Annotated in this window: 18 protein-coding genes and 1 pseudogene; 2 read left to right on the forward strand and 17 right to left on the reverse strand. The window is 41.8% G+C overall.

Annotation, left to right across the window (positions count from 1 at the left end; all coding sequences use genetic code 11):
• Positions 1-447 precede the first annotated feature (447 nt).
• The 7 genes and pseudogenes from ACPEH5_RS21275 to ACPEH5_RS21305 form a co-directional block, all read right to left on the reverse strand.
• A complete protein-coding gene (locus ACPEH5_RS21275) occupies positions 448-3,531 on the reverse strand; it encodes a TrlF family AAA-like ATPase (RefSeq protein WP_196725504.1) in 3,084 nt (1,027 codons plus the stop codon).
• A gap of 568 nt (positions 3,532-4,099) precedes the next feature.
• A complete protein-coding gene (locus tag ACPEH5_RS21280; RefSeq protein WP_375372873.1) occupies positions 4,100-4,213 on the reverse strand; it encodes an integrase core domain-containing protein in 114 nt (37 codons plus the stop codon).
• Between the two features lie 92 nt (positions 4,214-4,305).
• Positions 4,306-4,566: pseudogene (locus ACPEH5_RS21285) on the reverse strand (transposase); the annotation flags it as partial.
• 282 nt (positions 4,567-4,848) lie between these two features.
• Positions 4,849-5,154, reverse strand: a complete 306-nt coding sequence (locus ACPEH5_RS21290; RefSeq protein ID WP_196733006.1) for a type II toxin-antitoxin system RelE/ParE family toxin — start codon at positions 5,152-5,154, stop codon at positions 4,849-4,851.
• 213 nt (positions 5,155-5,367) lie between these two features.
• Complete coding sequence (locus ACPEH5_RS21295) at positions 5,368-5,664, reverse strand: pentapeptide repeat-containing protein (protein WP_423727172.1); 297 nt, start codon at positions 5,662-5,664, stop codon at positions 5,368-5,370.
• Between the two features lie 130 nt (positions 5,665-5,794).
• Entirely contained in the window at positions 5,795-6,085 is a 291-nt protein-coding gene (locus tag ACPEH5_RS21300; protein WP_196725502.1) for a type II toxin-antitoxin system RelE/ParE family toxin, read from the reverse strand.
• The gene (locus ACPEH5_RS21305; RefSeq protein ID WP_071548927.1) at positions 6,078-6,320 is read right to left on the reverse strand and encodes a type II toxin-antitoxin system ParD family antitoxin; all 243 of its coding nucleotides are present in this window, start codon (positions 6,318-6,320) and stop codon (positions 6,078-6,080) included. Before ACPEH5_RS21305 ends, ACPEH5_RS21300 begins: the two co-directional genes overlap by 8 nt.
• A gap of 193 nt (positions 6,321-6,513) precedes the next feature.
• Here ACPEH5_RS21305 and ACPEH5_RS21310 point away from each other — a divergent pair, with 193 nt between their 5' ends.
• Positions 6,514-7,146, forward strand: a complete 633-nt coding sequence (locus ACPEH5_RS21310; protein WP_211889686.1) for a recombinase family protein — start codon at positions 6,514-6,516, stop codon at positions 7,144-7,146.
• A gap of 305 nt (positions 7,147-7,451) precedes the next feature.
• Here ACPEH5_RS21310 and ACPEH5_RS21315 read toward each other — a convergent pair whose 3' ends face one another.
• Positions 7,452-8,093 carry a hypothetical protein gene (locus ACPEH5_RS21315; RefSeq protein WP_211889687.1) on the reverse strand — a complete coding sequence of 214 codons (642 nt, stop codon included), beginning with the start codon at positions 8,091-8,093 and terminating at the stop codon, positions 7,452-7,454.
• A 327-nt stretch (positions 8,094-8,420) separates the two neighbouring features.
• The gene (locus ACPEH5_RS21320) at positions 8,421-8,606 is read right to left on the reverse strand and encodes an IS3 family transposase (RefSeq protein WP_375372872.1); all 186 of its coding nucleotides are present in this window, start codon (positions 8,604-8,606) and stop codon (positions 8,421-8,423) included.
• A 427-nt stretch (positions 8,607-9,033) separates the two neighbouring features.
• Here ACPEH5_RS21320 and ACPEH5_RS21325 point away from each other — a divergent pair, with 427 nt between their 5' ends.
• Positions 9,034-11,130 (forward strand): P-loop ATPase, Sll1717 family, encoded by a 2,097-nt coding sequence (locus ACPEH5_RS21325; RefSeq protein ID WP_211889689.1) that lies wholly within the window; start codon positions 9,034-9,036, stop codon positions 11,128-11,130.
• 157 nt (positions 11,131-11,287) lie between these two features.
• On the opposite strand, the gene ACPEH5_RS21330 is transcribed toward ACPEH5_RS21325, so the two are convergent.
• The 8 genes from ACPEH5_RS21330 to ACPEH5_RS21365 form a co-directional block, all read right to left on the reverse strand.
• Complete coding sequence (locus ACPEH5_RS21330) at positions 11,288-11,851, reverse strand: ProQ/FINO family protein (protein WP_249215236.1); 564 nt, start codon at positions 11,849-11,851, stop codon at positions 11,288-11,290.
• A gap of 706 nt (positions 11,852-12,557) precedes the next feature.
• Positions 12,558-13,496: a RepA family replication protein gene (locus tag ACPEH5_RS21335; protein WP_211889690.1), complete on the reverse strand. Its 939-nt coding sequence runs from the start codon at positions 13,494-13,496 to the stop codon at positions 12,558-12,560.
• A 396-nt stretch (positions 13,497-13,892) separates the two neighbouring features.
• On the reverse strand, positions 13,893-14,504 hold the full coding sequence (locus ACPEH5_RS21340; protein WP_206276441.1) for a PIN domain-containing protein: 612 nt from the start codon (positions 14,502-14,504) through the stop codon (positions 13,893-13,895).
• A 15-nt stretch (positions 14,505-14,519) separates the two neighbouring features.
• Complete coding sequence (traI, locus tag ACPEH5_RS21345; RefSeq protein ID WP_423727168.1) at positions 14,520-19,649, reverse strand: conjugative transfer relaxase/helicase TraI; 5,130 nt, start codon at positions 19,647-19,649, stop codon at positions 14,520-14,522.
• Positions 19,649-21,865 carry a type IV conjugative transfer system coupling protein TraD gene (traD, locus tag ACPEH5_RS21350; protein ID WP_123382838.1) on the reverse strand — a complete coding sequence of 739 codons (2,217 nt, stop codon included), beginning with the start codon at positions 21,863-21,865 and terminating at the stop codon, positions 19,649-19,651. The genes traI and traD overlap by 1 nt, the downstream gene beginning before the upstream one ends.
• A gap of 75 nt (positions 21,866-21,940) precedes the next feature.
• Entirely contained in the window at positions 21,941-22,333 is a 393-nt protein-coding gene (locus ACPEH5_RS21355; RefSeq protein WP_123382837.1) for a hypothetical protein, read from the reverse strand.
• Between the two features lie 58 nt (positions 22,334-22,391).
• A complete protein-coding gene (locus tag ACPEH5_RS21360; protein WP_123382836.1) occupies positions 22,392-22,598 on the reverse strand; it encodes a TraR/DksA C4-type zinc finger protein in 207 nt (68 codons plus the stop codon).
• A 94-nt stretch (positions 22,599-22,692) separates the two neighbouring features.
• Positions 22,693-23,433, reverse strand: coding sequence for a hypothetical protein (locus ACPEH5_RS21365; protein WP_123382835.1), 741 nt, complete (start codon positions 23,431-23,433; stop codon positions 22,693-22,695).
• Positions 23,434-23,441: the final 8 nt, after the last annotated feature.

Below are 23,441 nucleotides of genomic sequence, written 5' to 3' on the forward strand. Positions count from 1 at the left end.
TGTGATAGTTAGTATATTACATAATAAAAATTCAGTTCAACCATATGAATAACAAGTATTAGAAAATTAATGTAGGGCACTCCAATTCAGAGTATCTAGTTTTACATGCAATATATCATTTAAGTATAACTATATGATAAGTATATTTTAGTTATCGATTTTCATATCATTTGAATTATATTTAACCCTTAAACGATACATTATTATTTAAGTCATAATGGAAGACTCTTGAATGGGATAGTGAATAAAGTTTGACGTCATTTGATATTATTAAACAAACTTATCTCGCAGAAAAAAATCAATTCTGACAGTCGGCTTTTCGCTGTGTGTTGCATCCACCGATTGAACTCACAGCGAAAAGCAGACATTAACGCCGCGCTCTCTGGAATTCGGAGAGCGAAGCGAGTTAAATTTCCGAAAGCGTTATTTTATGTTACGTGCAATTAGTTAGTGGTATTTTATTTTTCTGTTGTTGAAAGCAGGCATTGTGCCCTCAAGCACATCGACTACCTTTCTATTTATTACACTACATTCGATAGCTCCAGATGTATAAGTAATTTTTTGTGCATTTTTCCTGTCAATTTCACAGTGGACGATTTGCTCCGCATCACAGACTACAGCTAAATTTGGATTATGAGTGACCATTATAATTTGTCGGTTTTGCTTCGCATCGTTTAGTACAGGCACCAACAAACTAACGATAGTTTCGTTATCTAGGTTTTCTTCCGGTTGATCCAAGATAATAGGATTATTACCTTTGTCTACCAGAAGATAGAAAATTAAAAGTAAAGAGCCTCTTTGTCCCGGGGAAAGCTGCTCTATATGAGCATCTTGAAACATCAGAGTGTATCTAGGTTTCAGATACTCCAAGTCGTATAAAAAGTCATAAACTTCAGTTGCCGAACGTTCTTTACGTAATATCGGCTCGATACCTACGGAGCCACCCGAGGATTCTTCTAGCTTATCATGTAATTCAGATAGAAAATTGAGCAAAGACTCTTTGTTGTTCAGGTCATGCTTGTCTTTTAAATTTTTTATGGTCGCTAAACTTCCAGATTCACCTCTAAATTCACTAGACGTTTGTTTGACAATCGAAAATAATTTTTCTGTAATTAATTCGGCTGTGGTACTTAGTTCGGCTTTAAACTGTAACTTGTAATCATCCCTGATCAGCTTATTGCTATGAATAAGTTTCTGAACAGGATGAAATAATTCTTCTCTACTAGATCTTTGCTCATCTAGCAGCTCAAATATTTGAGCTGATTTAGCCAGCCTTTCATTTTGCAAGCTCTTCCTTTGATCAGGCAACTTGTCTAACTGCTCTTTTCGGGTTTGCAGTCCATTCAGGCTGTCTGGTAAGTCTCTATTACCTAGCAGGCCAATTCTCTTTTCTTCCCATTCTTTTAGTTTTTCTAGGTAATTTTGATAAGCTTGTTGTGGAGCGTTTAATTTCAAATTCAGAGGTTCGCGAGCCGATAAGAGTGCCTGCTCACGTTCTTCAATAGCTTGATTTTCAGCTCTGACTTCGGCTTCTCGAGCGATCACAATATTATCGACATTTGCTATCCTTTGCTCATGTATTCTCAGAGTAATTATTTCCTTTATATCTAATCCTAATAATTCAGCATCGTCATTAAATGTCGTGATGAATTGTTGTATTGACTGATTAACTACATCTATACCTTCACGGATATTTCTACCAGCTTTTTTCTTGGCTGCTAACTTTTTTAATTCATTATAATTTTCTTCTTTTTTTGCTTTTATGCAGTTTAGATCGTTCCCTATCTTAACAAGACTATCAGAAGCAGATTTTTGCTCCTCTGACAATTCACTTCTTGGCTGGGATACCTCTTCAGGCCTTGTCTTGTAGTGCTCTTCCAGAATCCTGTTTTTCTGTAAAAGTAGCTCTTCTATTGAGCGCTTTATTTCGGGCTGCATTTGCTTTTCAATAGAATATATTTGCTGATTAATACGATGTAATTCGCTTCTTAATGCCTCAATACGACTTCTTAGCGAGTGCTCTTGCTTCTCTATTAACTGATCAAAATCAAGTGCCCCCAAACGAACAGTATCATCAGCGTGAGAAAATATTACAGCACGAAGCTCTTTTTCAAACGCGTCCGATTTCCCTGATACATGAGCATTACAAAGCTCTTCAAAATGTCCCTGGGGGATATATTTAACTAGCTCTACACTTTCGATTGCTGGGTTATCATTTAGGTTTTTTTCCATCTTCTGACCATCAATCCATGTAGACTTAGCCATGAAATGTTTAGCTGGCTCGCCTGTTTTTCCTCTAAAACGATTCTCTTTCAAGAATGAGAAATGGTGGTTTTGCTTTGAGTTTCCTAGCAAGGCGGCGATGTCTGCCAACGCGCTTTTACCACTTCCTTTATTTCCAATAATTGCTACTAAATCAGGATTTAAACTCAGATCAGTTTTATTGAGCCACTCATCATTAAGAGTAGATCCTACAACTTTGTTTACTTCTATTTTATCAATAAACAGACTTCTATTAGAATTGAGAAGTTTAATTTTAGGAGGCTGCTCCCCAATGTACGAACGCTTGGCAGGCTCTTTAATTGCTTGCAGTAGCCCCTCGAAAGTTGGATTGGCTTTAATCCAAGTGACTTTTCCAGATGGATAATCTCCATAACCTCGTTTATCATTATTGCCAAGCTCCCCTACAAAACAGTGAGCATCACTTCCTGATACCGCCAGTCTCGGGATATTGTTAAGTGCGGATTGAAATTCATCAATCCAACGGGAGTTTTCATTTGTCCTTATTCCAGAAAATGCTTCCCATAGACTAATATTTCGCGTTTCGAAAATAGGGGATGATTTAAATAGACCTAATACGTATGCGTAGTGATCATTTCTCTTGATATCAGTGAGTCCATCACTGGTATCAAAAGGCATAAAACCAATTGCCCGATTATATTTGACTTTAGAAATAGCTTGCTTATAGCTATCACAATTTAGTTCAGCCATTATTGAACCTGCCATCAAAGCATAAGTATTATCTTCTATGATTTTATTTTTATCCAAGGAGTGATGCTTTAATTTTTCGGCTGAAACATAGCGAGCATATTCTATCAATGCGTTATCTGAAAGTTTTCTAGCAGATTGACCGGGAAACTCTATTAGAAGGTCTGATTTGAAGTCTATTAATTCTTGGTCATCAATTTTGTCAGAAAACAAAACATGAGCATTCAGCCGTCCTTTCATTGGAGCCATTAACCGTAACTCAATACCCGGGAAAACTGTCTTTTCCAACTTAGGAGCATCTGTTTGGGCGAGTCTACGCTTAAGTGCAAACCAACCATCAAATGTCCAATAATCCATAATCGCAAATACAGCTGGTTCAGCAGCATTTAAGGTGCGAATCATTTCATCGACAAGAGCTATATTCTCAGGACAGTCGGGTTCAGAATTAAATCGTTGTCCATCCCAATGAAACGATGCAGGGGTGTGTATATGAAGATCCCATTTCCGCCACTCGGAACCACGATTATGTTTTAGATCCGTCATATAAAACCTTCCTTATCATTCAACTAATGCTAGAAATAGATGTGCACGCTTTGAGTATGCGTAAATTTAATGTATGAAACACTACATCGCTTTTTCATAACTTACAACATGTTATAGGTAAAGTTGGTCATGTATTCAGCATGTAAATCACAGATCTTAGAGCCCCCTAACATTTTATAGAAAACTTCTGTTCAGCGCATGAAATTAATCTTTCTTGTTAGTTATCTAAACTTGCTAAAAAAAGACATTAATCAATATATTGGATACTTAACCGTAAAGTTAATATTTGCGTTTTCAATTAATTTGGATGTATCCGTGTAACAGGCACCGGCAGCATTCTGGACAGGGTTGAATATTTTCAAGGCATAAGATTTGGTGAATGATACGAATGTCTGCATTTGGCACAAACCTGACTGCTAACTATTTTTTACATCCTCTACAATCGATATCAAACGATAATAATTCATTGGTGCAATTTAGGTATACCTTATCTGCACTGTATTTAACCCTATATTTCCAGACTCTTTTTTTTACTTATTTCATTATGAGTTCGACGCCGCAGGTACTCTCACGGAGAACGATAACCCAGTGCACTGTTAGGATGCCATTCATTGTAATGCTCGAAGACTGCCGCAAGATTCTTGACTGCCGTTAATCCATTAGGTTTTGGTATTAAACTTATGTAGTCTCGCTACATGATTTTTACAAAGCTTTCTGCAATACCGTTACTTTGTGAACTACGTACTGCAGTACGGGCACTATCAAATTTATTTCTCGTCCATACTCGGTTGCTTCTTTAAGAGGTTCATTTTCGATTGTTTTTTTTCCGAGCAACTGTTGTAGTTCTTTAATTTGCTTTATTGCTGAGGCTAGCTCAGAGGCAGGAACAACTTGTTCACCTGCTGTTACCGCGGTTAGGCTTCCTTCTTGATACTGTTTACGCCAATGGAAAAGCTGGCTTGCCGCGATACCATGTTGTCTAGCAACCATGGAAACACTCATACCTGACTCAAAGCTTTGTTGAACAATGGCCATTTTTTCTTATGGGGAACGTCGTTTTCTGCGTTAAGGGCCTAATATCTCGAATCATGTTATCTCCAAGAACTAGTCTAAAAACTAGTATTAAGATTATCACTAATTTAAGTGATACCAACTGTCTGGATATCTAAGGGACCAGTCTATGCACTAAGCAATATCGTACGGACTCCTTATAAAAAGCGACTTAAAGAGAACCAGTTCCACACGGTACGTTTAAAGAAACTAAGCTAGTTAATGAGAAGGGATTTATAAAAAATGAGTTAACTGAAGTTTTCGAGTTTACAGGTCAATCTCATCAAAATAAAAGTGCTTTAACGGCTCCATTTGTTGATGAAGAATTCGGATAACAAAAATATCATCGGTTCTATATCGGTAAAAAATTGCATGCTTAGAGTGGTTATGACACCTAACCCCAACTGCAATTTCTGTACACTCGATTCCTATCAATGGATTGCTGCTAATCACTTCTAATACATCGTGTAAATTTTTGGTGTATTCATCCGCTTTCCTAACACCAAAATTCACGGGGGTATACTCGAATATCCCTTCAAAGTCTTTAGCCGCTAAATTGGAAAGTTTATACATTATAAGCGTTCTTCACTTTCTTAGCGCTGAGTGAAAAATGCGCAAATTTATTATTTGCAACAAGCCCATATTTCTTACTCCTCGCTTTATGACAAATTTGTAATCATTTTTTAATCAATAACCCATAGTTATAATGGTAGTATTAATATAAATAAACTGATAGAGAGTAAATGTGTTATGAAAAAATTAATATTGGTAATCTTAACTAGTGCGTTATGTATGACAGCTGCAGCTTCTTATGCAGACAGTATGGCTAAAGACAGTATGGCTAAAGACAGCATGGCTAAAGACAGCATGGCTAAAGACAGCATGGCTAAAGACAGCATGGCTAAAGACAGCATGGCTAAAGACAGCATGGCTAAAGACAGCATGGCTAATGACAGCATGGCTAATGACAGCATGGCTAATGACAGCATGGCTAATGACAGCATGGCTAATGACAGCATGGCTAATGACAGCATGGCTAATGACAGCATGGCTAAAGATGATAAAATGTAATGCTGTATTAATAAATAATAGCTAAATATTAATATAAGTACCTTTTTTAGGTTATCTTTCTGATAAAACTAAAGAGGGTACTTTAATCTTCAGCATGAAAATAATGCTATTAAAATATTTGTCAACTTACTTTTCAAACTCGTCAAAATAAAAAATGTTTTAGTGGCTCCATTTGTTGATGAAGAATTCGGATAACAAAAATATCATCCGTTCTATATCGGTAAAAAATTACATGCTTAGAGTGGTTATGACGCCTAACCCCAACTGCAATTTCTGTACACTCGATTCCTATCAATGGATTGGAGCTAATCAATTCTAATACATCGTGTAAATTTTTGGTGTATTCACCCGCTTTCCTAACACCAAAATTCACGAGGGTATACTCGAATATCCCTTCAAAGTCTTTAGCCGCTAAATTGGAAAGTTTATACATTATGAGCGTTCTTCACTTTCTTAGCGATATCTTGGAGTGTTAACGACGACTCACCACTTTGTTCACCGGCATCAATTAACATTTTCAATGCTGCCGTTTGCTTTTCTTGAACCTCAAGTAAGCGTAGGGCAGAGCGAACGACTTCACTTGTTGAACCGTATCTTCCAGACGAAATGAGTTGATTAACAAACTCATCTAGTTGAGCTCCGATTGTTACACTTGTTGTACGAGCCATAGAATTACCTCTGTGTTAATTATTAACACAAAAATTTTAGTTGACCTATATTGTAAATTCAAGTCAATTCAATCTATAGCTTTAGGGTATACTCCAATGAGATATACTAAAAACCATCAATTCACTATCAATGCTATAACCTATATGCGATACTTTTAATGAGATAATTTAAATGCGATAGATTGGTGAAAAAATGTTCATACGAGCTTACCTCAGAGCCTCTTCTGAAGATCAATATGCAGATAGAGCAAAAAATATGCTAAATGATTTTGTTGAAGCACGAGGAGGACGAATTGCAAATTATTATCGCGAGCATATTAGTGGCACAAAATTAGAGCGACCTGAACTTTCACGTTTACTCAGTGATAGTCAACACGGTGATATTTTATTAGTTGAACAAATTGATAGGCTCACTCGATTAAACAATACCGATTGGCTAAAATTAAAAAAACAAATAGAGCAACATGAGTTACGGATTGTCAGCCTCGATATTCCAACATCTTGGCAAGCCTTAAATAACCAAGATCCCACACAGAGCGACCCTATCACACAAGCTGTACTTTCTGCTATTAATACCATGTTGATTGATTTGATGGCGGCTATGTCACACAAAGATTGGATCAGTCGCCGAGAACGACAAAAACAAGGTATCGAACGTGCCCAAACTTTAGGTAAATACAAAGGAAAGCAGGCGGATAAAGAGCGTCATGAGAAAGTGATTTATTACCGAAAATACAAAGGGCTGAGTATTCGAGAAACCGCTGAGGCTACTGGCTATAGTCGTTCACAAGTCTGTCGAATTCAACTACGTTATCAACAAAAATAATCAGCATTCTATAAAAGGGCTTGTTCGGATGTGCTGACTCGTTCATAGATGCGAGCAATTTTCATTTGTTATAGCCAAAATAAGTATAGTTAATTTGACTATCGTAAAAAAGGTGGCTAAAAATAGGGGCTTGTTGCAAATAAAGTGATGAGATTGAGTTTTTCAACTCGGAATGGGCTACACACCAAAGACTCGATTCACAATACGCATTTCACCTAGTGGGGCAGTGACTGAGTAGCTGCGATAACTGCCAACCATTCGAAAAAACGTACGCTAATTAGCGTACGTTTTCTTTCCATTGTGCTTCAGACACCTTCACTGTCTTGATCTTTGCTACTAATATTAGGTACTTTATAATACGTGTTTTCATCCGGATAAAGGTTGTCAAACGCATTTGCAGAAACACGGATCGTCAAATTATCCGATAATCCTTGGATCATATCCAAAATCTCAGACGGACAGCTTTTGTCAAAGGTCAACACAAAGTCATAAATCAAACCGTCATCACTGCTGTTTTCCTTAGTGTCCCATTCCAGCGATTCAAGATCTTCGTCTGTTATGCCAAGCTCCGCTGCCAGTCTGCTCTGAGTAGGTTTGCAATACTTTGGCTCCGAGTCAATCCAGACATTTCCACCACATAGCCCTTCATCGGCAAGCATGTCTGATAGAAGTTTGGCGATGTCGATTGACTGGGGAAGGTCATTTGGCAAACCGTTGAGTTTCGAGCGTCTGTCATTCATCAACGGTATATTAGGAGTGAAGATATATGCCTTTTCGAGCAGAACCTGTGAGTAGGTCTTCTCGGCCATAAGTGCCGCATGGCTCTTGTAACCAAAATATGCTGCAACCAGCTCTCTTGCATGTGAAGCTTTTAGTTTTTCAGTGGATTGGGAAGCATGATTTTGACGCAGGAAATCTGCACACAGTTTTGAGAGATTGATATTCATAGTAGTGATCCTGTTTTAACAATGCCGGACTTTAAAGGTAGTGGTAAGTGTTTAAGTCACTACGCTTGCCAGCAGGTTAATAAAGATCAACTGTAATTGGCAGGTAGTTCTATTGCTGTCTTTTAGGTCACTTACAGCCTTGGCAACCAGCTCCGATAACTAAGGTACCAAGAATGGTCAATTTCAGCAAGGCAAATAAATGGGTCGTGTATTCAACATAGAGATAATCACAGTTGTAAGGGTCTAAAAATCTTGTACACCCAGTTAGGCTGTTTTAAGTTTTCTTTGCTCATACTGTTCTGGGGATAAGTTACCCAGTTTAGTATGTCACCGTTTTTGATTATAGAACGGTTCGATGTAATCGATAATATCAGCTATTGCCTGATGACGTGTTTGATATCTCCTGTAATTAACTCGCGCTGACTTCAAGCTTCTAAAAAAGCGTTCTGTCATCGCATTATCCAAACAATATCCTCTACGACTCATGCTAGAAACGACATTGTGTTCGTTCATGCAACGCCGGAATGCATCACTGGTGTACACGCGGTCACTTTACTGTCAGAAAGGCGGGATAAAATAGCTAAAAAGCGATGGCTACAAACCGCAGTCTAGGATCAGTGTGCCTATTATTTTAGTTTTTGGTTAAAAATAGTGCGATTACGCGTTAGCATGGTTAAATTTAAATACGATAGAGACCTTTTAACTGACTCTGCTACCAAACATATCCTTATAGACTCATTAAATCGTTCATCCAATTTCCTAACCATCAAGCCCGAATTTCTATTGGTTACAGGAGCGAGCTGCCTTTATAAATCAATTATTCAATGTAAAGACGGTTTTAGTATGAAATACTCTATAGATATTGGGCAAAAAAACATGATAATTAATTATTGGCAACAAGCCCCTGATAAATAAGAGTAACTAACATAAAAGGTTGAATATGGAATGTAATATTACTTCGAAGTCTAATCCGTTTGGTGATACAACAGCAGAGAATGATAAAAAAATGTTAATTCATGCTTTTGTTGAAACTGCTGATTTTAGGACGCTAATAGAAACAGATGATAGGACTGTTGTTGTCGGCAGGCGTGGAACTGGTAAAAGTGCCTTATTCATTCAATTGAATGAACACTGGAGGAAAGATAAGAAAATATTAATCCTAAGCTTTTCACCAGACGACACTCAAATCATTGGTTTTAGATCGATGTTAAAACCATTCACAGGCTCATTCAATTTAGCAAGAGCAGCAACAAGGTTATTATGGCGATACGCCATGTTAATGGAAATAGCATCTTACATCTCATCCCATTATAAATTATCATCTCAAATTACAGCGGAAACACTATTGAATCAACATTTGAATAAATGGCGTTCTGTTCAAGGTGATATTTTAAGAAAGTGTAGGCTTGTAGCAAAAGAATTTTTGGATGAAAAAAATCCTGAAGAGTCAATTGGTGATCTTCAGTTTAATTTAAATATTTCAGAAATAGAAAATAAGATAGTTTCTCTTCTTGAACGATCAGATAGAAAGGTCGTTATATTAATGGATAAGCTTGATGAGGCATATGAACCTGACAATATAGGGATCGGAATTATTGCGGGTCTTGCATACGCCTCAATTGAATTGAATCAAAAAGCAAAATGTATTAGGCCAATAATTTTCCTAAGAGACAATATATTTAGATCGTTGTCAAAAGAAGATCCAGATTATTCTAGAAACATAGAGGGGCAGGTCATAAGACTGCACTGGGATTGGGCACAACTTTTAATGCTATCGGCTAAAAGAATGAAAGTCGCATTTAATCTTGATATTGAGAAAGATCAACGTGTTTGGGATAGGTGTACTGCTGATGACCTTAAAGGGCGAAATGGTTTTAAGCGCTGTTTGCAATTTACTCTTTATCGTCCCAGAGATTTATTATCATTATTAAATGAAGCTTTTTTCTCAGCATTTAGAGAGAATAGAGAAACAATCATCAGTACTGATCTTGAATACGCTGCTAGGTCTATTTCTATGGCTCGGCTTGAAGATCTTTGGAAAGAATATCAGAAAATATTTCCTTCGATACAAGTTATAACTAGCGCATTTCGTAGCATCGAACCAGAACTAACGGTATATACATGTTTAAAAAAAATAGAAGCATCTTTCGAATCAATAGAAGAAAATGAAGATCCCCAAATAATATCTGAAATACAGTTGCTAAAAGCAAGTGGAATTCTGCAAAGTTTATATAGCGTAGGTTTTGTTGGTATTCGTGATAAAAACACCTCATCCTATTCATTCTGTCATGATGGAAGAACTCCAGATAAAGGATTTGAAAATAGTGAAAAACTATTAATTCATCCGTGTTACTGGCTTGGGTTAAACCTAAAACGTAATGCATTAGCTCCAGAGGAAGCAGAGGAAATAAATGACGAATATGATATCAACATTATTTCCGATAACTCAGCAATTAGAAATAAAACAATAGGACAAATAACAACTCATTTAGATCAGATTCCAACAGGAAAAGAAGGAGCTAATGAATTTGAACACTGGTGCTTAGATGCTTTAAAAATAGTATTTGCATCTCATCTTACAGATATAAAACCTCATCCAAACGGTAATGCTGTTCAGAGAAGAGATATCATAGGTACCAATGGCGGAAAGTCAGATTTTTGGAAAAGAGTTTTGGAAGATTATAAAACAAGACAAGTTATTTTTGATGCTAAGAACTTTGAAGAATTAGGCCCATCTGAGTATAGGCAATTGCAATCATATTTAACTGGTCCATATGGTAAGTTAGGATTTATAATTAACCGAGAGGAAAGTGAAAATTTGAAATCAGGAAAAGACTTAGATTGGACAAAAGAAATGTATCAATCTCATAATTCATTAATTATAAAATTGCCAGCGAAATATATATCTAAACTTTTGCAAAAATTAAGAAGCCCCGAAAAACATGACGCTATAGATAGGCAGATGGGGAAGCTTTTAACTTTATATGAAACATCATACATGGCTATTAAAAGCACTCAAAAGAAAAGAAAAAAATAACATCAGACTCCTCAAAATAAATATAGAGGATTCGTAAAGGATCCTTTCTTTTAAGGTGTTCTGCGCAACTAAATCAGGACACTTAATGAGTCATTCAAATTTTGCAACAGTGCCTAATTTTTTTCTCCAACGCAAATCGGAGAATTGATTGTCTTTGTCATGCAGTTCGTAATTGTTGTTTAGCGAGTCTTTGTATGCGTTTTAACGTATCGGCCACATCCGATTCCGTGACAGCCCCGTTAGGTTGGCCGTCTTTATCATAGCGTACTGCACCAGGCATAATCGTCGTGCGGTATTTGACACTGTGACTAATGGCCGCCAGGCTGCGTTTCAATTTTTTATATGAAATAGGCAGTTCACGGACTTTTTTGTCCGCAAATAAGGCCTCTCGTGTCCCCACTGCCATGGGTCGAAGTTGTCCATCGGGAAAAAGGTGTGGCCAATAGGCTGAAATATTGGCAATCGCCTCCTCTAACGGCAGATGTTGTTTTGGTGGCGTTGGCGGAATGACTTTCTTTTCTAACGGGATGACAACCGCTTTCTGTTTTTTCGCAGGGGTTACTTTTTTAGTCGATTGAGTTGGCGCTGTTTTGGCGGGTTTATGGGGTTTACGCTGTGTATTAACCACCACCTGTTTACGGCGACGTTGAATAACCGGTTCAGTACTTTCCGAGTCTTTTTCTGTCGCCGGACGTTTTAACGTCAGTGTTTTGCGTTCCATTCCAACCTCACACCAAAATCGTGTTTATCATCAATGCATTAATCGCAGATTATCATGAAATATAACCGAAATCACCCGCCCGTAGGGCTGTAGACGGCAAAAATAGTCACAAAGAACGAATAGGGGTTAGGGCCGTCGAGACCCGCGTGAGCGGTTACGTGCTGTTTAATACCCCAATCTCCCCCCTGTCCTGGTTGAGCCGATTGAAACTAACACCGTCATTTTGCTTATTTGACCCTTTGAAAAACGCAGTGAGACGGGCAAGAGGCGTAGCCTCGATGAACGGCTGTAGCTGCGCGTTAAGGTGGCCGAAGGCCAGCTTTACGGGGGCAACGGCACGATATTGACACCGTAATCTGAGCGACAGCCATTTATGGCTTGTAAGCGAAGGCTTTATTGGGTTTATCTCTTTAGAGTGTGCGGCTTGAAAAAGCAGAGCCGCAACTCCTTTTATTAAAAAGGACGTTTAGTTCAGAACCTAAAAACGAATTTAACTATAAAACACGAATATTATTCGAAGTTAATTGCAGAGAATAAGCCCATTCGAAGTTAATGGGGTAAATATTCAGCTAAAATGTTTCCACAATCATCATCGAGATGAATGGAGAGATTGAGATAACGATTTTACTGTTCAAAAAACACGCTATCCAGATTTAGGGCGAACGAAACCACCGCCAGTCAAGGCGGTAAATTTAGGGTGGATGAATTAGGAGTCGGGTAAGTGTTCCAGGTAATGCAGGTAAATAGCCTGCCCTTGAACACTCGGATACAAGGCTTTCATTTTCCGCTCAAAGGCCATGACGGCCGCAATAGGCTGCGTCACCTTCCAAGCTTCAAAGCGACGCCAGGCAGCATGTTCAGGACTCTCTGGCGCTTCAAGGCTTTTGGCTAACGCTTTCTTTTCTTTCAGGGCCTTGGCTAAATGTTTCTTCTCTTGTTTGAGCGCTTCATCTTTCCCAACCACGAGGGTTTTGAGCTTGTTGAGTAGGTTGCGAAGTTTGTGCTTAGTATCCAGTGATGCCACATTCGCGCGCGCAAGTCGCAAGACATGTTGGGCGTAGCGTTTTTGGTAGCTCTCTTTTAATCCCTTTTTTTCCATCCAACGGCTAAAACTGGCGACCACTTCCCGCAGTTCTAACGCGGAAAATCCGAGTCCATGGAAAAATTCAGGCCGTATCCAAATACGCATGGCTTTGTATTGTTTGGCCTCGATGTCAAAATCGCGGTCAATCACAATGAGGTTGGCTTGTTCCCAGTCGCGCAAAGCATGGAGGATGGGGTCATAACTTTTACGACCACTGTCATAGCGATACAACTGTCCACATAACTCCGCCAACTTTTCCACGGAGCACATTACTTCGAACAACGCATCACTTTCGGGGTTGTAATCCGCATAGGCGATCATGGCCATCGCTAACGCATCAAAGGTTTCCCGACGCTCTGAACGCACGGATATCCGCTGCTTTCGGCTGTAGCGCAGTTGGTAAATATGGGGGTTGCGGTTCCAATCGTGACGCTTTAACGCCGCCGCAAAGCGACGCACAGGCACTAATTTCGGTAATTGCCCTAAAAATTTTGGCGCATAATGCCGATGAATTTTGCCGACGGAACAAGGGATTGCAGGATTTGATATCGCATTATTCATGCTTCTCCGCACTTATGTTGTACGGAAGGAGTTGAATTTTTTTGCACATAATTCTATACTCCCCGCTAGGAAGTCAACAATGTCCTAACGGATTTGCTGGTTGAGCCCCCGATAATCTTTCGCATCCGCCAAGATAGAGAAGATTTCGGGGGTTTTCCATTTCTGGGTTCGAGTAAAAAGCCTCTACTCCCAGTTCTTTTGCCACCTTTCGGCGTGGCGACCACAAAATTCACATCAATTGTCGGCTAATTTAGCACTCTATGCGCATTCAAGCAACGTCTTCACGATAAAGACGCGATTTATTCACAAAATTTGTGATAAAACTTGAGGTTTGACGCGAGAGAAAACTAAATAGAACTGGCGGAAATCGCCAACAATCAATGCGGTTAACTGCTGTTATTTACGGTGTTTAGCAAGCCCAGCAAGATACCAAGCCAGTGCTTCACCATTATAAGAAATCACCTTCAGTGTCACCAAGTTCGCAATATGCGCCTCGACTGTGTGTGCTCGAGCAGCGCCTACGATATTGATTAAACAACGACGCAACCCTGTAAGTTGCTTCGGAAAACCGTTATTACGTTGAAAAAAAGGTGTTTTGAGTACTTTTTTGGTCTCATCAAGCGAAAGTGTGAGTTTTTGCTTGGTTTGGATGACCCCTTGCAGCGTACAAGATCGCCCGCGTTGTTTTATCGTATTCACTAATGGCATCAGCCCTTTATCGTTGGTAAATACAGTAAAGTGACACGTTTTATCCGCTTGCTCATGTGCCTGCCCTAAGTACCAGGCAAGGTGAAAGTCCACATTATTTTGGCTGACTTGACTCACTTTAATGATGTTGAGGATATAGCGCGTGGTTGTTTGTACGGGTAATTTGAGGCTAACTTGCTTGGGGCCGACAAAAACAAAAACCTGTTGGTACTGCTCAAACGCTATCGGATCTAAATGCGGGACATTTTCTAAATCGACAAACGCCCATTGGGTTTTGGCTGATGTAACTGGCTTTTCCATCGATAATTCACATCCTTAATCACCAAATTCACGGTCACGGGATTTTTCCATCACCATTTCACGCTCTTGCTGGCGCAAGGCTTCCCGCTGTTGTTGCTGCTGATGTTGCCGCTCAAGTTGAACAGCCTTTTCAATGACACTGGCTTTGGCCTCCATTAAGTCATGTTCACCTTTCAGTAAATTGTCACGCTCTTGCGCCATCACTTGCCGCAGTTCGTCCTCGTTCAGTTCGGGTGCCTTAGTGTCGTTGTTCACTTGTTGACGCAGGGCAGCTTCAGCCTCTTTTAAGGCTTTATCCATCGCCTGCTCCTCTGGCGTTTGCAGGTTTTTCGGGTCACTGGCCGCTTTATCGGTTTGCGCGGCATTCGGGTTCGCATAGGCGTTATCCACTTCCCCTTGCGTGATTTTCTCAATCATGGCCGTGTGTAAACGTTCATCAGGATTGAGTTGCACCACCACACCCTGTTCGGGTTGCTGTGCCATCGTCTCAAAGGCGGACTCAAGACTGTTCACAATCACGGTGTGCCCGTTTTGACTCGGTTTGACGACAATAAATTGCGCCTGTTCACTTCCCAGTAAGCGCCCTTCAACACGAAGCCCCTGCAATTTATCCCCGTCGAGTTCAATGGCTTGTAATACCGTACCTTGGGCTTTACCGTGTTCATTAAAAGCGGGCCACGCCACATGCGGTTCGGGGTGCTTGGCGGACGGGTAAACAAACTTCCCTTCATGGGACTCGCCCAACCCCATTTGCCGACTTAAAGCGCGACCAATCGCCGTATCATTAAGGGGTTTCGCATGGTCAAACAATTGATTACCCACTTTGGCGGCATAGTCTTGTTCAGCTAACAACACATCGTGGGCGGTTTTTCGGTTCCCGGGGTTCTCAATGGCTTTTGTCCATTTATCCAAGTCATCACTGTAAGTTTGGACATGGGCTTTAGTTCGGGATAAAGCGACATATGCATCCCGTAAGGTGGCCAGCATACGTCGTCCTGACTCGACACCCCCAAGGACAATCACATATAGGCTACTTGCTCCTTGGGCTTTGTGTGCCGTGCCCGCATAGCCGTAATCCAGATGTTGGTCTGTCAATTCGCCATTCGGGTCAAGCACGCGCGATTCATCGCCCTTGGTAATGGTAATGTGCCCGTGCTCATTCACTTCGCTAACCGTCCAGTCACTGTTCATCACGCGTCCGCGCTCTTTGTCTGTGCGCGTAAAGTTGATTTTTTCCCCTGCGGCGATATGACGGGTTTCTTGGCGGTAAATACCAATATCTCGCAAGCTACTTTCAAAGGCCGAAAGTAAATGCCCTTTGCCTTGTTCATCAACCAGGGTCACAACGCCATCACTGACGCCCTCTCGGGTCACTTCAATCCGATAGTACTGTTCTTGAATGAGGGCAATTTTACCCGCATGTGCCGCCATTCCCGCTGTTGATAGCAAGGATTCAGTTCGCGTACTCTCACGCACCAATATCGGGACGTCTTTTCCCCCTTGTAATTGCCCTTGTTCGACTAAAATTTGATGAATACCGCGATTAAGTTCATCTTTATCACGGTTGGTTTGCACCACAATCAGTGTCTCTTTTTGGGCTTCAGCCGTTCGCCCGCGATAGTCATCGAGAATATGTGTGATGACCTTGTCGCCTGAATTTATCACCGACTGTTCGGGGTGTTCCGCCCCCGCGCGACGGGGAACCACATCCGGCGTCACGCGATTCATCGTATCCATCGCAGTTTGAATATTACCGGCTATGATGGCTTCAATCGCAGGACGAAGCTCGGGTCTTTGCCGCACAATTTCGTTCACAACCGCAGTCGTCAGCGTTGAACGATCTTGCGCGAGGGAAAACGGTGTACCACTGTCCACCGACAATAACTGCGCCCTATCCCCTGAAATTGGCGCTCGCCCGGCACCTCGGCCAATCACGTCTAATACCTCAGTCATAATTTTATTACCGACCATCGAACCTTCGTCGACTAAAAACAGGGTGTTTTTAAAATCCAGCACTTCCCCTTGCTGTTGGCGTTGATTCGCATCCATCAAAAAGGCATGCAAGGTTTGTGATTTCACCCCCACAGCGGCCATTTCCCCCACCGCTCGGTGTGTGGGGGCAAGACCTATCACTTCCGGTCGCTGCGTCTCAGGGAGTGTTTCCAAGGCCTTGAGAACAGCCTTCAGCTGAGTTGTTTTCCCCACCCCGGCATAGCCTTGTATGCCGACAAATTGGTCACGCGTGGTTAAAATCAATGTGGTCGCTGCCTTTTGCCCCTCCGTTAGCCCTTCCAGTACGGCATCAGGGACAGACTCCATCAGCGGGGTTTGTGTTCCTTTGCCGGCTAAAATGGTGGTCAGGATTTGCTTTTCCATCTCCCACGTACTGGCCGTCACGTAATGTTGCTGGGCGGCACCTTTACCACTGGTTACAGGGATGATGGCTTTTTGGGCGACTAAGCGGTCAAAGGCTTTCCCCAGCGATTGACTGTCGAGCGAGGCGTGTAACGGCAACGCTTTGGCAATCGCATCGATACGCGAGAAAAAAACCTGACTCTCTTGCGCTAATTCCATGCCTTGTTGCAGGGCTTTTTCGGGCTTAGACAATAACGCTTCCGTGGCTTTATCGGCCGCTTGTTCAATGGCTTTGCTGTCTACCCCTTCAACCCCCGCTAACTGCCGCGCTTGCTGATAGACTGGCGAACGCGATAAGCGACGCTCGGTTTCCACCTTATCGAGTGGCGTATACACCGTAATATGTTCCCCACTGCGTGCCGCTGTATTGAGTAAGGTGGGCTGTGTATCACGCGCAGAGGCGGCCAATAACACCGTGCCCGTATCGTTAGCCTGTTGCCCTGGCGCGGTAACATAACCATAATCGGCTTTGACGCCGTCCCGTACATCAATGCGATGCGTTTTCCCGTTGAAATTAACCATTATCGCATTAGGCATAAAGCCCGATACCGTGACCCTGTCACGTGCAGAGAGCTTATTTTGCTTCGCCAATATCGTTAACTGCTCGCCTTGCTTGATGTCCATCGTTTGGTGCTGATACGCACTCCACTGGCCATCAAATTGATGCGGTTTCATCACCTGTTTTTGCCCTTGACTGTCAAGCAACGTGACCGACCGAGTTTCAGGCGTCACACGGTCAATGGTGTAACGTTCAACCTCTTTTTTATCCGCATTCCAACGCTCCATCACCATGCCTTCACGATAACTGTCGATTTGCTTGCGTGAATGGCTGTCGAGCCACACGGGTTTGAGTTGTGTCACCGTCACCGTTTTTTCACTGAGCATCCCGCGCTCGGTGAGCGTTTGGCGAATGGTATCGGTCACGATTTTTTGCTCCCGAACGCCACTGACCTGCGCAACCACGGGTTTCATGTCGCTGTGCAGCTGTGCATAATCCGCCGCCAGTGCCGCATAACGATGATTTTTATCGGGAATATGTGCTGTTTTCACCGTCAAGACAGCGGAAGATTCGCCCTGAAAGCGCGGAACCCCCGCATCTTGCAAGGTGGCTAACACGTTCCCCGTACCTTTGCGCCCGCCACTGTCCATCATGAGTACTTGCACATTGGCAGATTGAGCATTTTCCAGTAGAGATAAGGCCGATTTCAATGACAGTTTTTCCGCATTAGCCACCACTAAGGTACTGTTGGGCTTGAGTGGTTGACCATCACCCAGCGTCATTTTTGGCACAGTGGCAAAGCGATTATCATTGGCAAACGCTTTACCGCTGGTCGCATCAAGGGTCATTACCGCCACGTCACGCCCTTGTGATTGGGCCATCGTGACACCGTCTAATACCCCGTCTCGCTGCGCTTTACCAAGCCCTTGACTGGCCACAATCGCAATATTGGGTAAGGTGTCCGCCACTTTTTCCATGACTGGCGAGAGGGTTTCTGTCCGCGCCTGAAAACTGACGGTACGGTTATGTTGCTTCATGTCGGTGGCGATTTGTTGCAGCTTCAGCTCGTCCATTAAATGAATGGACGAGGTAAACAACCCTTTTTTCTCATCCAGGGGGATAAGTTGACGCTGTTCAATCGCCACATCAATCGCTTCACGTACATGCGCTATCATGCCCGCACGGGCTTCCAATCCCCCAAGCGTTTTAGCCAACACTTGGCTGTAGGTCATGCTGAGTTGCTTATCACTGAGTAACGCAATCGCATCGGTAACAGCGCGGGTAATATCGGGCTGTATATCCCGAGAGGCATCACCCATCTGGCCTTTGGCAAGGCGCTGCTCGGCTTCAGCGTAAAACGCTTTACGTTCTTCAGGGCCAAAGCCATTTTTATCCAAGCGGTCAAACCAGTCAGTTAGCAACTCACTTTTTTCAGGGGTTGTTTTGGCTTGACGCGTATCGAGGGCGGCCACATCCCGGGATTTGAGTGAAGCTTCATGCCCCACCGCATCCATGATTTGGTAATGTCGCTGCGAAAAAGGCACAACAGGCACACCCACGATTTCCCATAACCCATTTTTTCCCGTTTCATGAGTTTGCATACCAAAGCTTTCGACTCGCTCTCGTAAAGCATGGCGGTAAATTTGCCCTAATGACACTTGCAATGCATAAACCGCCTCACTGAAGCCGCTTTTTTGCTGTGTATCACTGGATAACGTGCGCCACTCGCCATTGTGTTCGGTCATGTTCATCACAAGGGCATGCGTATGGACTAAAGGGTCGTGCTCGCGGGATGTATCATGGTTAAATGCCGCGATAACCAAGTTTTTGGTCATTTCCAGCGAAGTTTTTCCGTCAACCATCACTCGCGTTGACGCGAGGCTCTCCACTTCTTTCAGGGCGACCTCGACGGCATGATTATGTGCGTCAATCATACGCTTATCGCCAAGAACAAGTCCTAATACCGAGACACTTTTGGGTGCTGAAAACGTTAAGTCATGCCCTTCACGGTGCGCATTTTTACCGTTTTCCATGCGTTCAAGACTTTGCCCATTGGGTAAACGCCCTTCCAAGATTTCACCTAATTGGTCTTTCGTGACCTCGCCTTCCAACCCAAGCGATTTAGCTCCTTCACCCATCCAGCGGGCTTCAAGGTTGCCGAGAAAATAATAATTGTCTTCATGGGTATAATAATTTGCCGCATTATTGGCAATCGGTGCAACAGTCAGCATCACCACATCTCCGGTTCATCATGAGTATCATTACGGTTAGTCTGTTTTGAATGTGAAACATTGGGATGGCCTAAAATTTCCTTTTCTTCTTGCCGCATGCGTGTATAGCTGTCATACAGGTCTTGTGGGTTTTCTTCGTGCTCCGTGGTCGCCCCCAACACTTCCCCCGTATCGGTGTTGACGCGCAAATTATCAACAACCACTTCTCGCCCCCCTTGGCTTTCCGTTAGGTTTTCGGATGATGCGGTTCCCGTTGCTATCTGACTGTTTTTGGGCGTCGTTGAATTCGGTGTTGGTTGAACGATAGACTGAGGTTGTTCAACGCCTGTAGCGGTATTATTGGGTGTGGTCTCAACAGGCAATTCAATCGGCTGACCACTTATCAAGCTATCAATGACCTGGTTGACACCGTCAGGGATAGCGCCCATTTTTAATCGCTCGTTAATTTCAGCTTCAATCTCTTGGTCTAAGCTGTCATTAATCGCACGAGCCGTGAATTCGGCCGCAACGGGTTTGATTTTTTCATAGCGCATTGCATGTTTAACAACAGGATATTGGCCGGGTAATGTGATATAACACGTCAAATCCGGTAGCGATTGCACATCGGAGTAGTTAACTAAGTCGCTGTCTTCTTGCTGTTTATTAAACGAAACCCCATCACGTACCGTCTCTTTACCGTAACTGTATTGCTCACTGAACCGTTTGATCCGTTCTTGCCCGAGCTGGTCACGTACCCACTTCGCCACATTTTCATCCGGTGAACGAAAGAAAAAACGGGTATTGAGTAAATCCATCATCGCATCGGCATAGTCTCGGCCGTAGGTATAGTCCAGCTGCGGTTTATTCTGAAAGCCAAGCGTGAAACATCCTCCAAACTTACGGGCTTCAGACAATACTTGCGGTAATTCAGGGAGTTTATGCAGTGAGGCTAATTCATCGTAGATAAACCAAACACGACGCTCCGGATTTTCCCCCATTTCCAGTAAACAGTTGGCGGCCTGTGCTAACCACATGGAAATTAAAGGTTTTAAGGATTCATGTTGACGGGCATTACTGGTGATCCACAACCAGCCGTGACGCGCCTTTTTCTCATTGACGGTTTTCATCCATTCACGGATCGCAAATGGCGCTTTACCGTTGCGCTCAATCCCCTGCAGGTAGCGTAATGCTTTGACGTAGTTAGTCAGAACACCACGGATTGAAATCGCGGTTTTTTCTACTTTCTCTTCCATCAAGTTACTGGCTTCCGTCCCCGCCACATACGCGCGTAACGTTTTGAGATCAATGGCCAATAACGTCCGCAATAACTTGTTATAACTGCGCTTATCATCAGATCCGAGTTTAGCGGATACCGCTGTAAAGATAGTGCGCGCCGAGCCTGTCCAAAACGGGTCTTCTGACGTACTTTGGGGAATAAGCGTATTCGCCATGCTGTCAAAATCGGGTGTTGTGAGACACTCTCGCCACAAATCCCAATTTTCACAACGTTCATCTAATGGATTGAGTAATTTATCGATGTTTTCGTTATAGTGCTTTTTGACCAAAGAACAGCCCTTATCGAACACAATCACCATATCGCCCCGCTGCCTTAATTGAATAAGCAGCTTATTCATCGCATTGGATTTTCCTGACCCTGGTGTACCGTGCATCAACATGTTTTGCACTTCACTGTTGAGTTTCAACGGGAGCCCATCAAAGGTAATCGGGGAGGCTTCACGGCGAGCATGGAGCATATTGCGGACGAGCTTAATATCTTCAGTTAATGTCCGTCCTCCAATCACATCGTCTTTGGCTTGACGCTGACCTAAACGATGCAAAAAACGGTAAATAACAAAGGCGAGAATGCCGACAAATACGGAGGCCCATACAAAAGAGAGCCAGAGTTCTTGCAGAAAGATGTCGCCTGCGTACATCATGTAGGGATCTTTTAAAATATTGGCCGACGTAAATCGAAAGAGTTGGCCATCAAAATGCACATCATAAAGCGGCGGAACTCGATATAAGGCTTTCTCGCCCGCCGACGTGAAATACAGCCACCAATACAGACCGCCATTTTTAATTTCTTGTAGAGGGACTTTTAAATAAAAAATTAAGGGTAATAGAATTAAATAAAAATTAACGAGCCAAAACGAAATCCGTTTATTTACCTGCATGAACATGCCGAGCATATAGCTAAAGACTTGTCCACCCTGCGTAATATGCTTGGTTGAACTCATAATAAGATCACTCTGTCAAATAAAGAGAATATAGAGAGACGTGCTCCCTACATATAAGATAAAAAACGAAAGGGGTTATTTTTTAATGCTGAGTGATTTTTCTAACGCTTTGATTTTATCATGCGTCACAACCGCACAAAATGTAATCGCATATTCACGATCTCTACCATTCAGAAAAGCGGGTAAATTCAATTTCGGTAAAAACCGTTTTAATTTCATCAGTTCTTCCGTTATTTGACGACCAGTCGACTCCGAGACTTGGTGGTAGCTTAAATAAATCGGTAGATTTTTTTCGGTTGCATTATTGGGGTGTTTTTCACCGACAATATAATCACTGCACTCTAAAATAAAATCAGTGTATTTGGGGATATATGTATCATCATCTTTTAATGTTGATGAGAAAGAAGTATGGGAAAATAAAAATAATAACAATGCTATCCCCACTTTATTCAGTGTTGATTTATTCATGATAACCTCAAATTAGAATTCGATATTAAACGTAGGTAGGGTTAATTTAAAAACGTAATTATCTTAGGCGAGAACACTCTTGGCGCTCTATACAACTAACACAATGTTGCACACCGGTTAAGGCTATTCTGCGTGCAAGCGGAATACTCTCACCGCACTCGACACAAACTTTTGCACTTTTACCTTGATACTGTGCACGTTGACTCAATCTTAAAGACAGCAAAAACTCACTCTCAGCTTGAGAAATATCAATTTCATCCGCCATTGGAAACCTCTTGAAATGAGAGGGTCTATTCCCCTGAAAAATTTATTATTTAGGGGAGTAGACCGTTAACAAACGAAGTGCGTTAGAATTATCCTTACTCGCAAATAGCCCAACCTTGAGCCAATTCCCAGATTATTTTATTGTCCATATCATTAATAGTTAATTTACTATTGCCGTGACCTAAATATCTGATTAAAACTTTATTCCCCTCAATTTTTTCAACAAACCCGTAATAGAAAATCCATTTATTAGGATTAGATATATAATGTCGACTTTCTTCACTGTCAATCTTACAAACTTTATCACCAATTTTCACTTTGGATATCAAATGAGAATCACCCTTTAGCCTTTCATTAAAATAGGTATTTTCACTATCCTTTTTTTCATTATCCAATTCATATATTTTGGTTATTTCATTTTTAGTCTTATAGTTTCTTTTTTTAAGATATAGGGTCCATTCTTGTAAGGATGCTTTATGTTTTTCCATTATAATTAAATCATTAGCTCCCCATATGGGGGTTGAGTTAACTACACACCAGTAATATTCTACATTTTTTTCAATCTCTCCTCCCATCTGCTCACACATCCTAGAGTGATATCCATCTAATGCACAACTGGTCTTAGGATAGAATTCCAAAATTCCACTTTTTGTCTCACTATAATCCCCATTTTTTATTATTCCTAATGACTTATAACATTGATACTCTGCCATTTTTATGCTGGAACCATAAGATAAAGTATTATTATATCGGCTATCCTTATTTGCCGTAAAAGCAGAGCACCCTGATAATATAAAAGCAATAAATAAAACACCAAAACTAACATACTTGTTCATTGAATAAT

The sequence above is a fragment of the Providencia sp. NPDC089933 genome (assembly GCF_049545585.1).
GTDB classification, from domain to species: domain Bacteria; phylum Pseudomonadota; class Gammaproteobacteria; order Enterobacterales; family Enterobacteriaceae; genus Providencia; species Providencia huashanensis.

Coding starts and splice junctions, on each gene's coding strand:
- ACPEH5_RS21275 (WP_196725504.1), bottom strand. CDS start 3,531: ATGACGGATCTAAAACATAATCGTGGTTCCGAGTGGCGGAAATGGGAT.
- ACPEH5_RS21300 (WP_196725502.1), bottom strand. CDS start 6,085: ATGTATAAACTTTCCAATTTAGCGGCTAAAGACTTTGAAGGGATATTC.
- ACPEH5_RS21365 (WP_123382835.1), bottom strand. CDS start 23,433: ATGAACAAGTATGTTAGTTTTGGTGTTTTATTTATTGCTTTTATATTA.
- ACPEH5_RS21330 (WP_249215236.1), bottom strand. CDS start 11,851: ATGGAACGCAAAACACTGACGTTAAAACGTCCGGCGACAGAAAAAGAC.
- ACPEH5_RS21310 (WP_211889686.1), top strand. CDS start 6,514: ATGTTCATACGAGCTTACCTCAGAGCCTCTTCTGAAGATCAATATGCA.
- ACPEH5_RS21360 (WP_123382836.1), bottom strand. CDS start 22,598: ATGGCGGATGAAATTGATATTTCTCAAGCTGAGAGTGAGTTTTTGCTG.
- traD (WP_123382838.1), bottom strand. CDS start 21,865: ATGAGTTCAACCAAGCATATTACGCAGGGTGGACAAGTCTTTAGCTAT.
- traI (WP_423727168.1), bottom strand. CDS start 19,649: ATGCTGACTGTTGCACCGATTGCCAATAATGCGGCAAATTATTATACC.
- ACPEH5_RS21355 (WP_123382837.1), bottom strand. CDS start 22,333: ATGAATAAATCAACACTGAATAAAGTGGGGATAGCATTGTTATTATTT.
- ACPEH5_RS21290 (WP_196733006.1), bottom strand. CDS start 5,154: ATGTATAAACTTTCCAATTTAGCGGCTAAAGACTTTGAAGGGATATTC.
- ACPEH5_RS21320 (WP_375372872.1), bottom strand. CDS start 8,606: ATGAACGAACACAATGTCGTTTCTAGCATGAGTCGTAGAGGATATTGT.
- ACPEH5_RS21315 (WP_211889687.1), bottom strand. CDS start 8,093: ATGAATATCAATCTCTCAAAACTGTGTGCAGATTTCCTGCGTCAAAAT.
- ACPEH5_RS21335 (WP_211889690.1), bottom strand. CDS start 13,496: ATGAATAATGCGATATCAAATCCTGCAATCCCTTGTTCCGTCGGCAAA.
- ACPEH5_RS21325 (WP_211889689.1), top strand. CDS start 9,034: ATGGAATGTAATATTACTTCGAAGTCTAATCCGTTTGGTGATACAACA.
- ACPEH5_RS21305 (WP_071548927.1), bottom strand. CDS start 6,320: ATGGCTCGTACAACAAGTGTAACAATCGGAGCTCAACTAGATGAGTTT.
- ACPEH5_RS21340 (WP_206276441.1), bottom strand. CDS start 14,504: ATGGAAAAGCCAGTTACATCAGCCAAAACCCAATGGGCGTTTGTCGAT.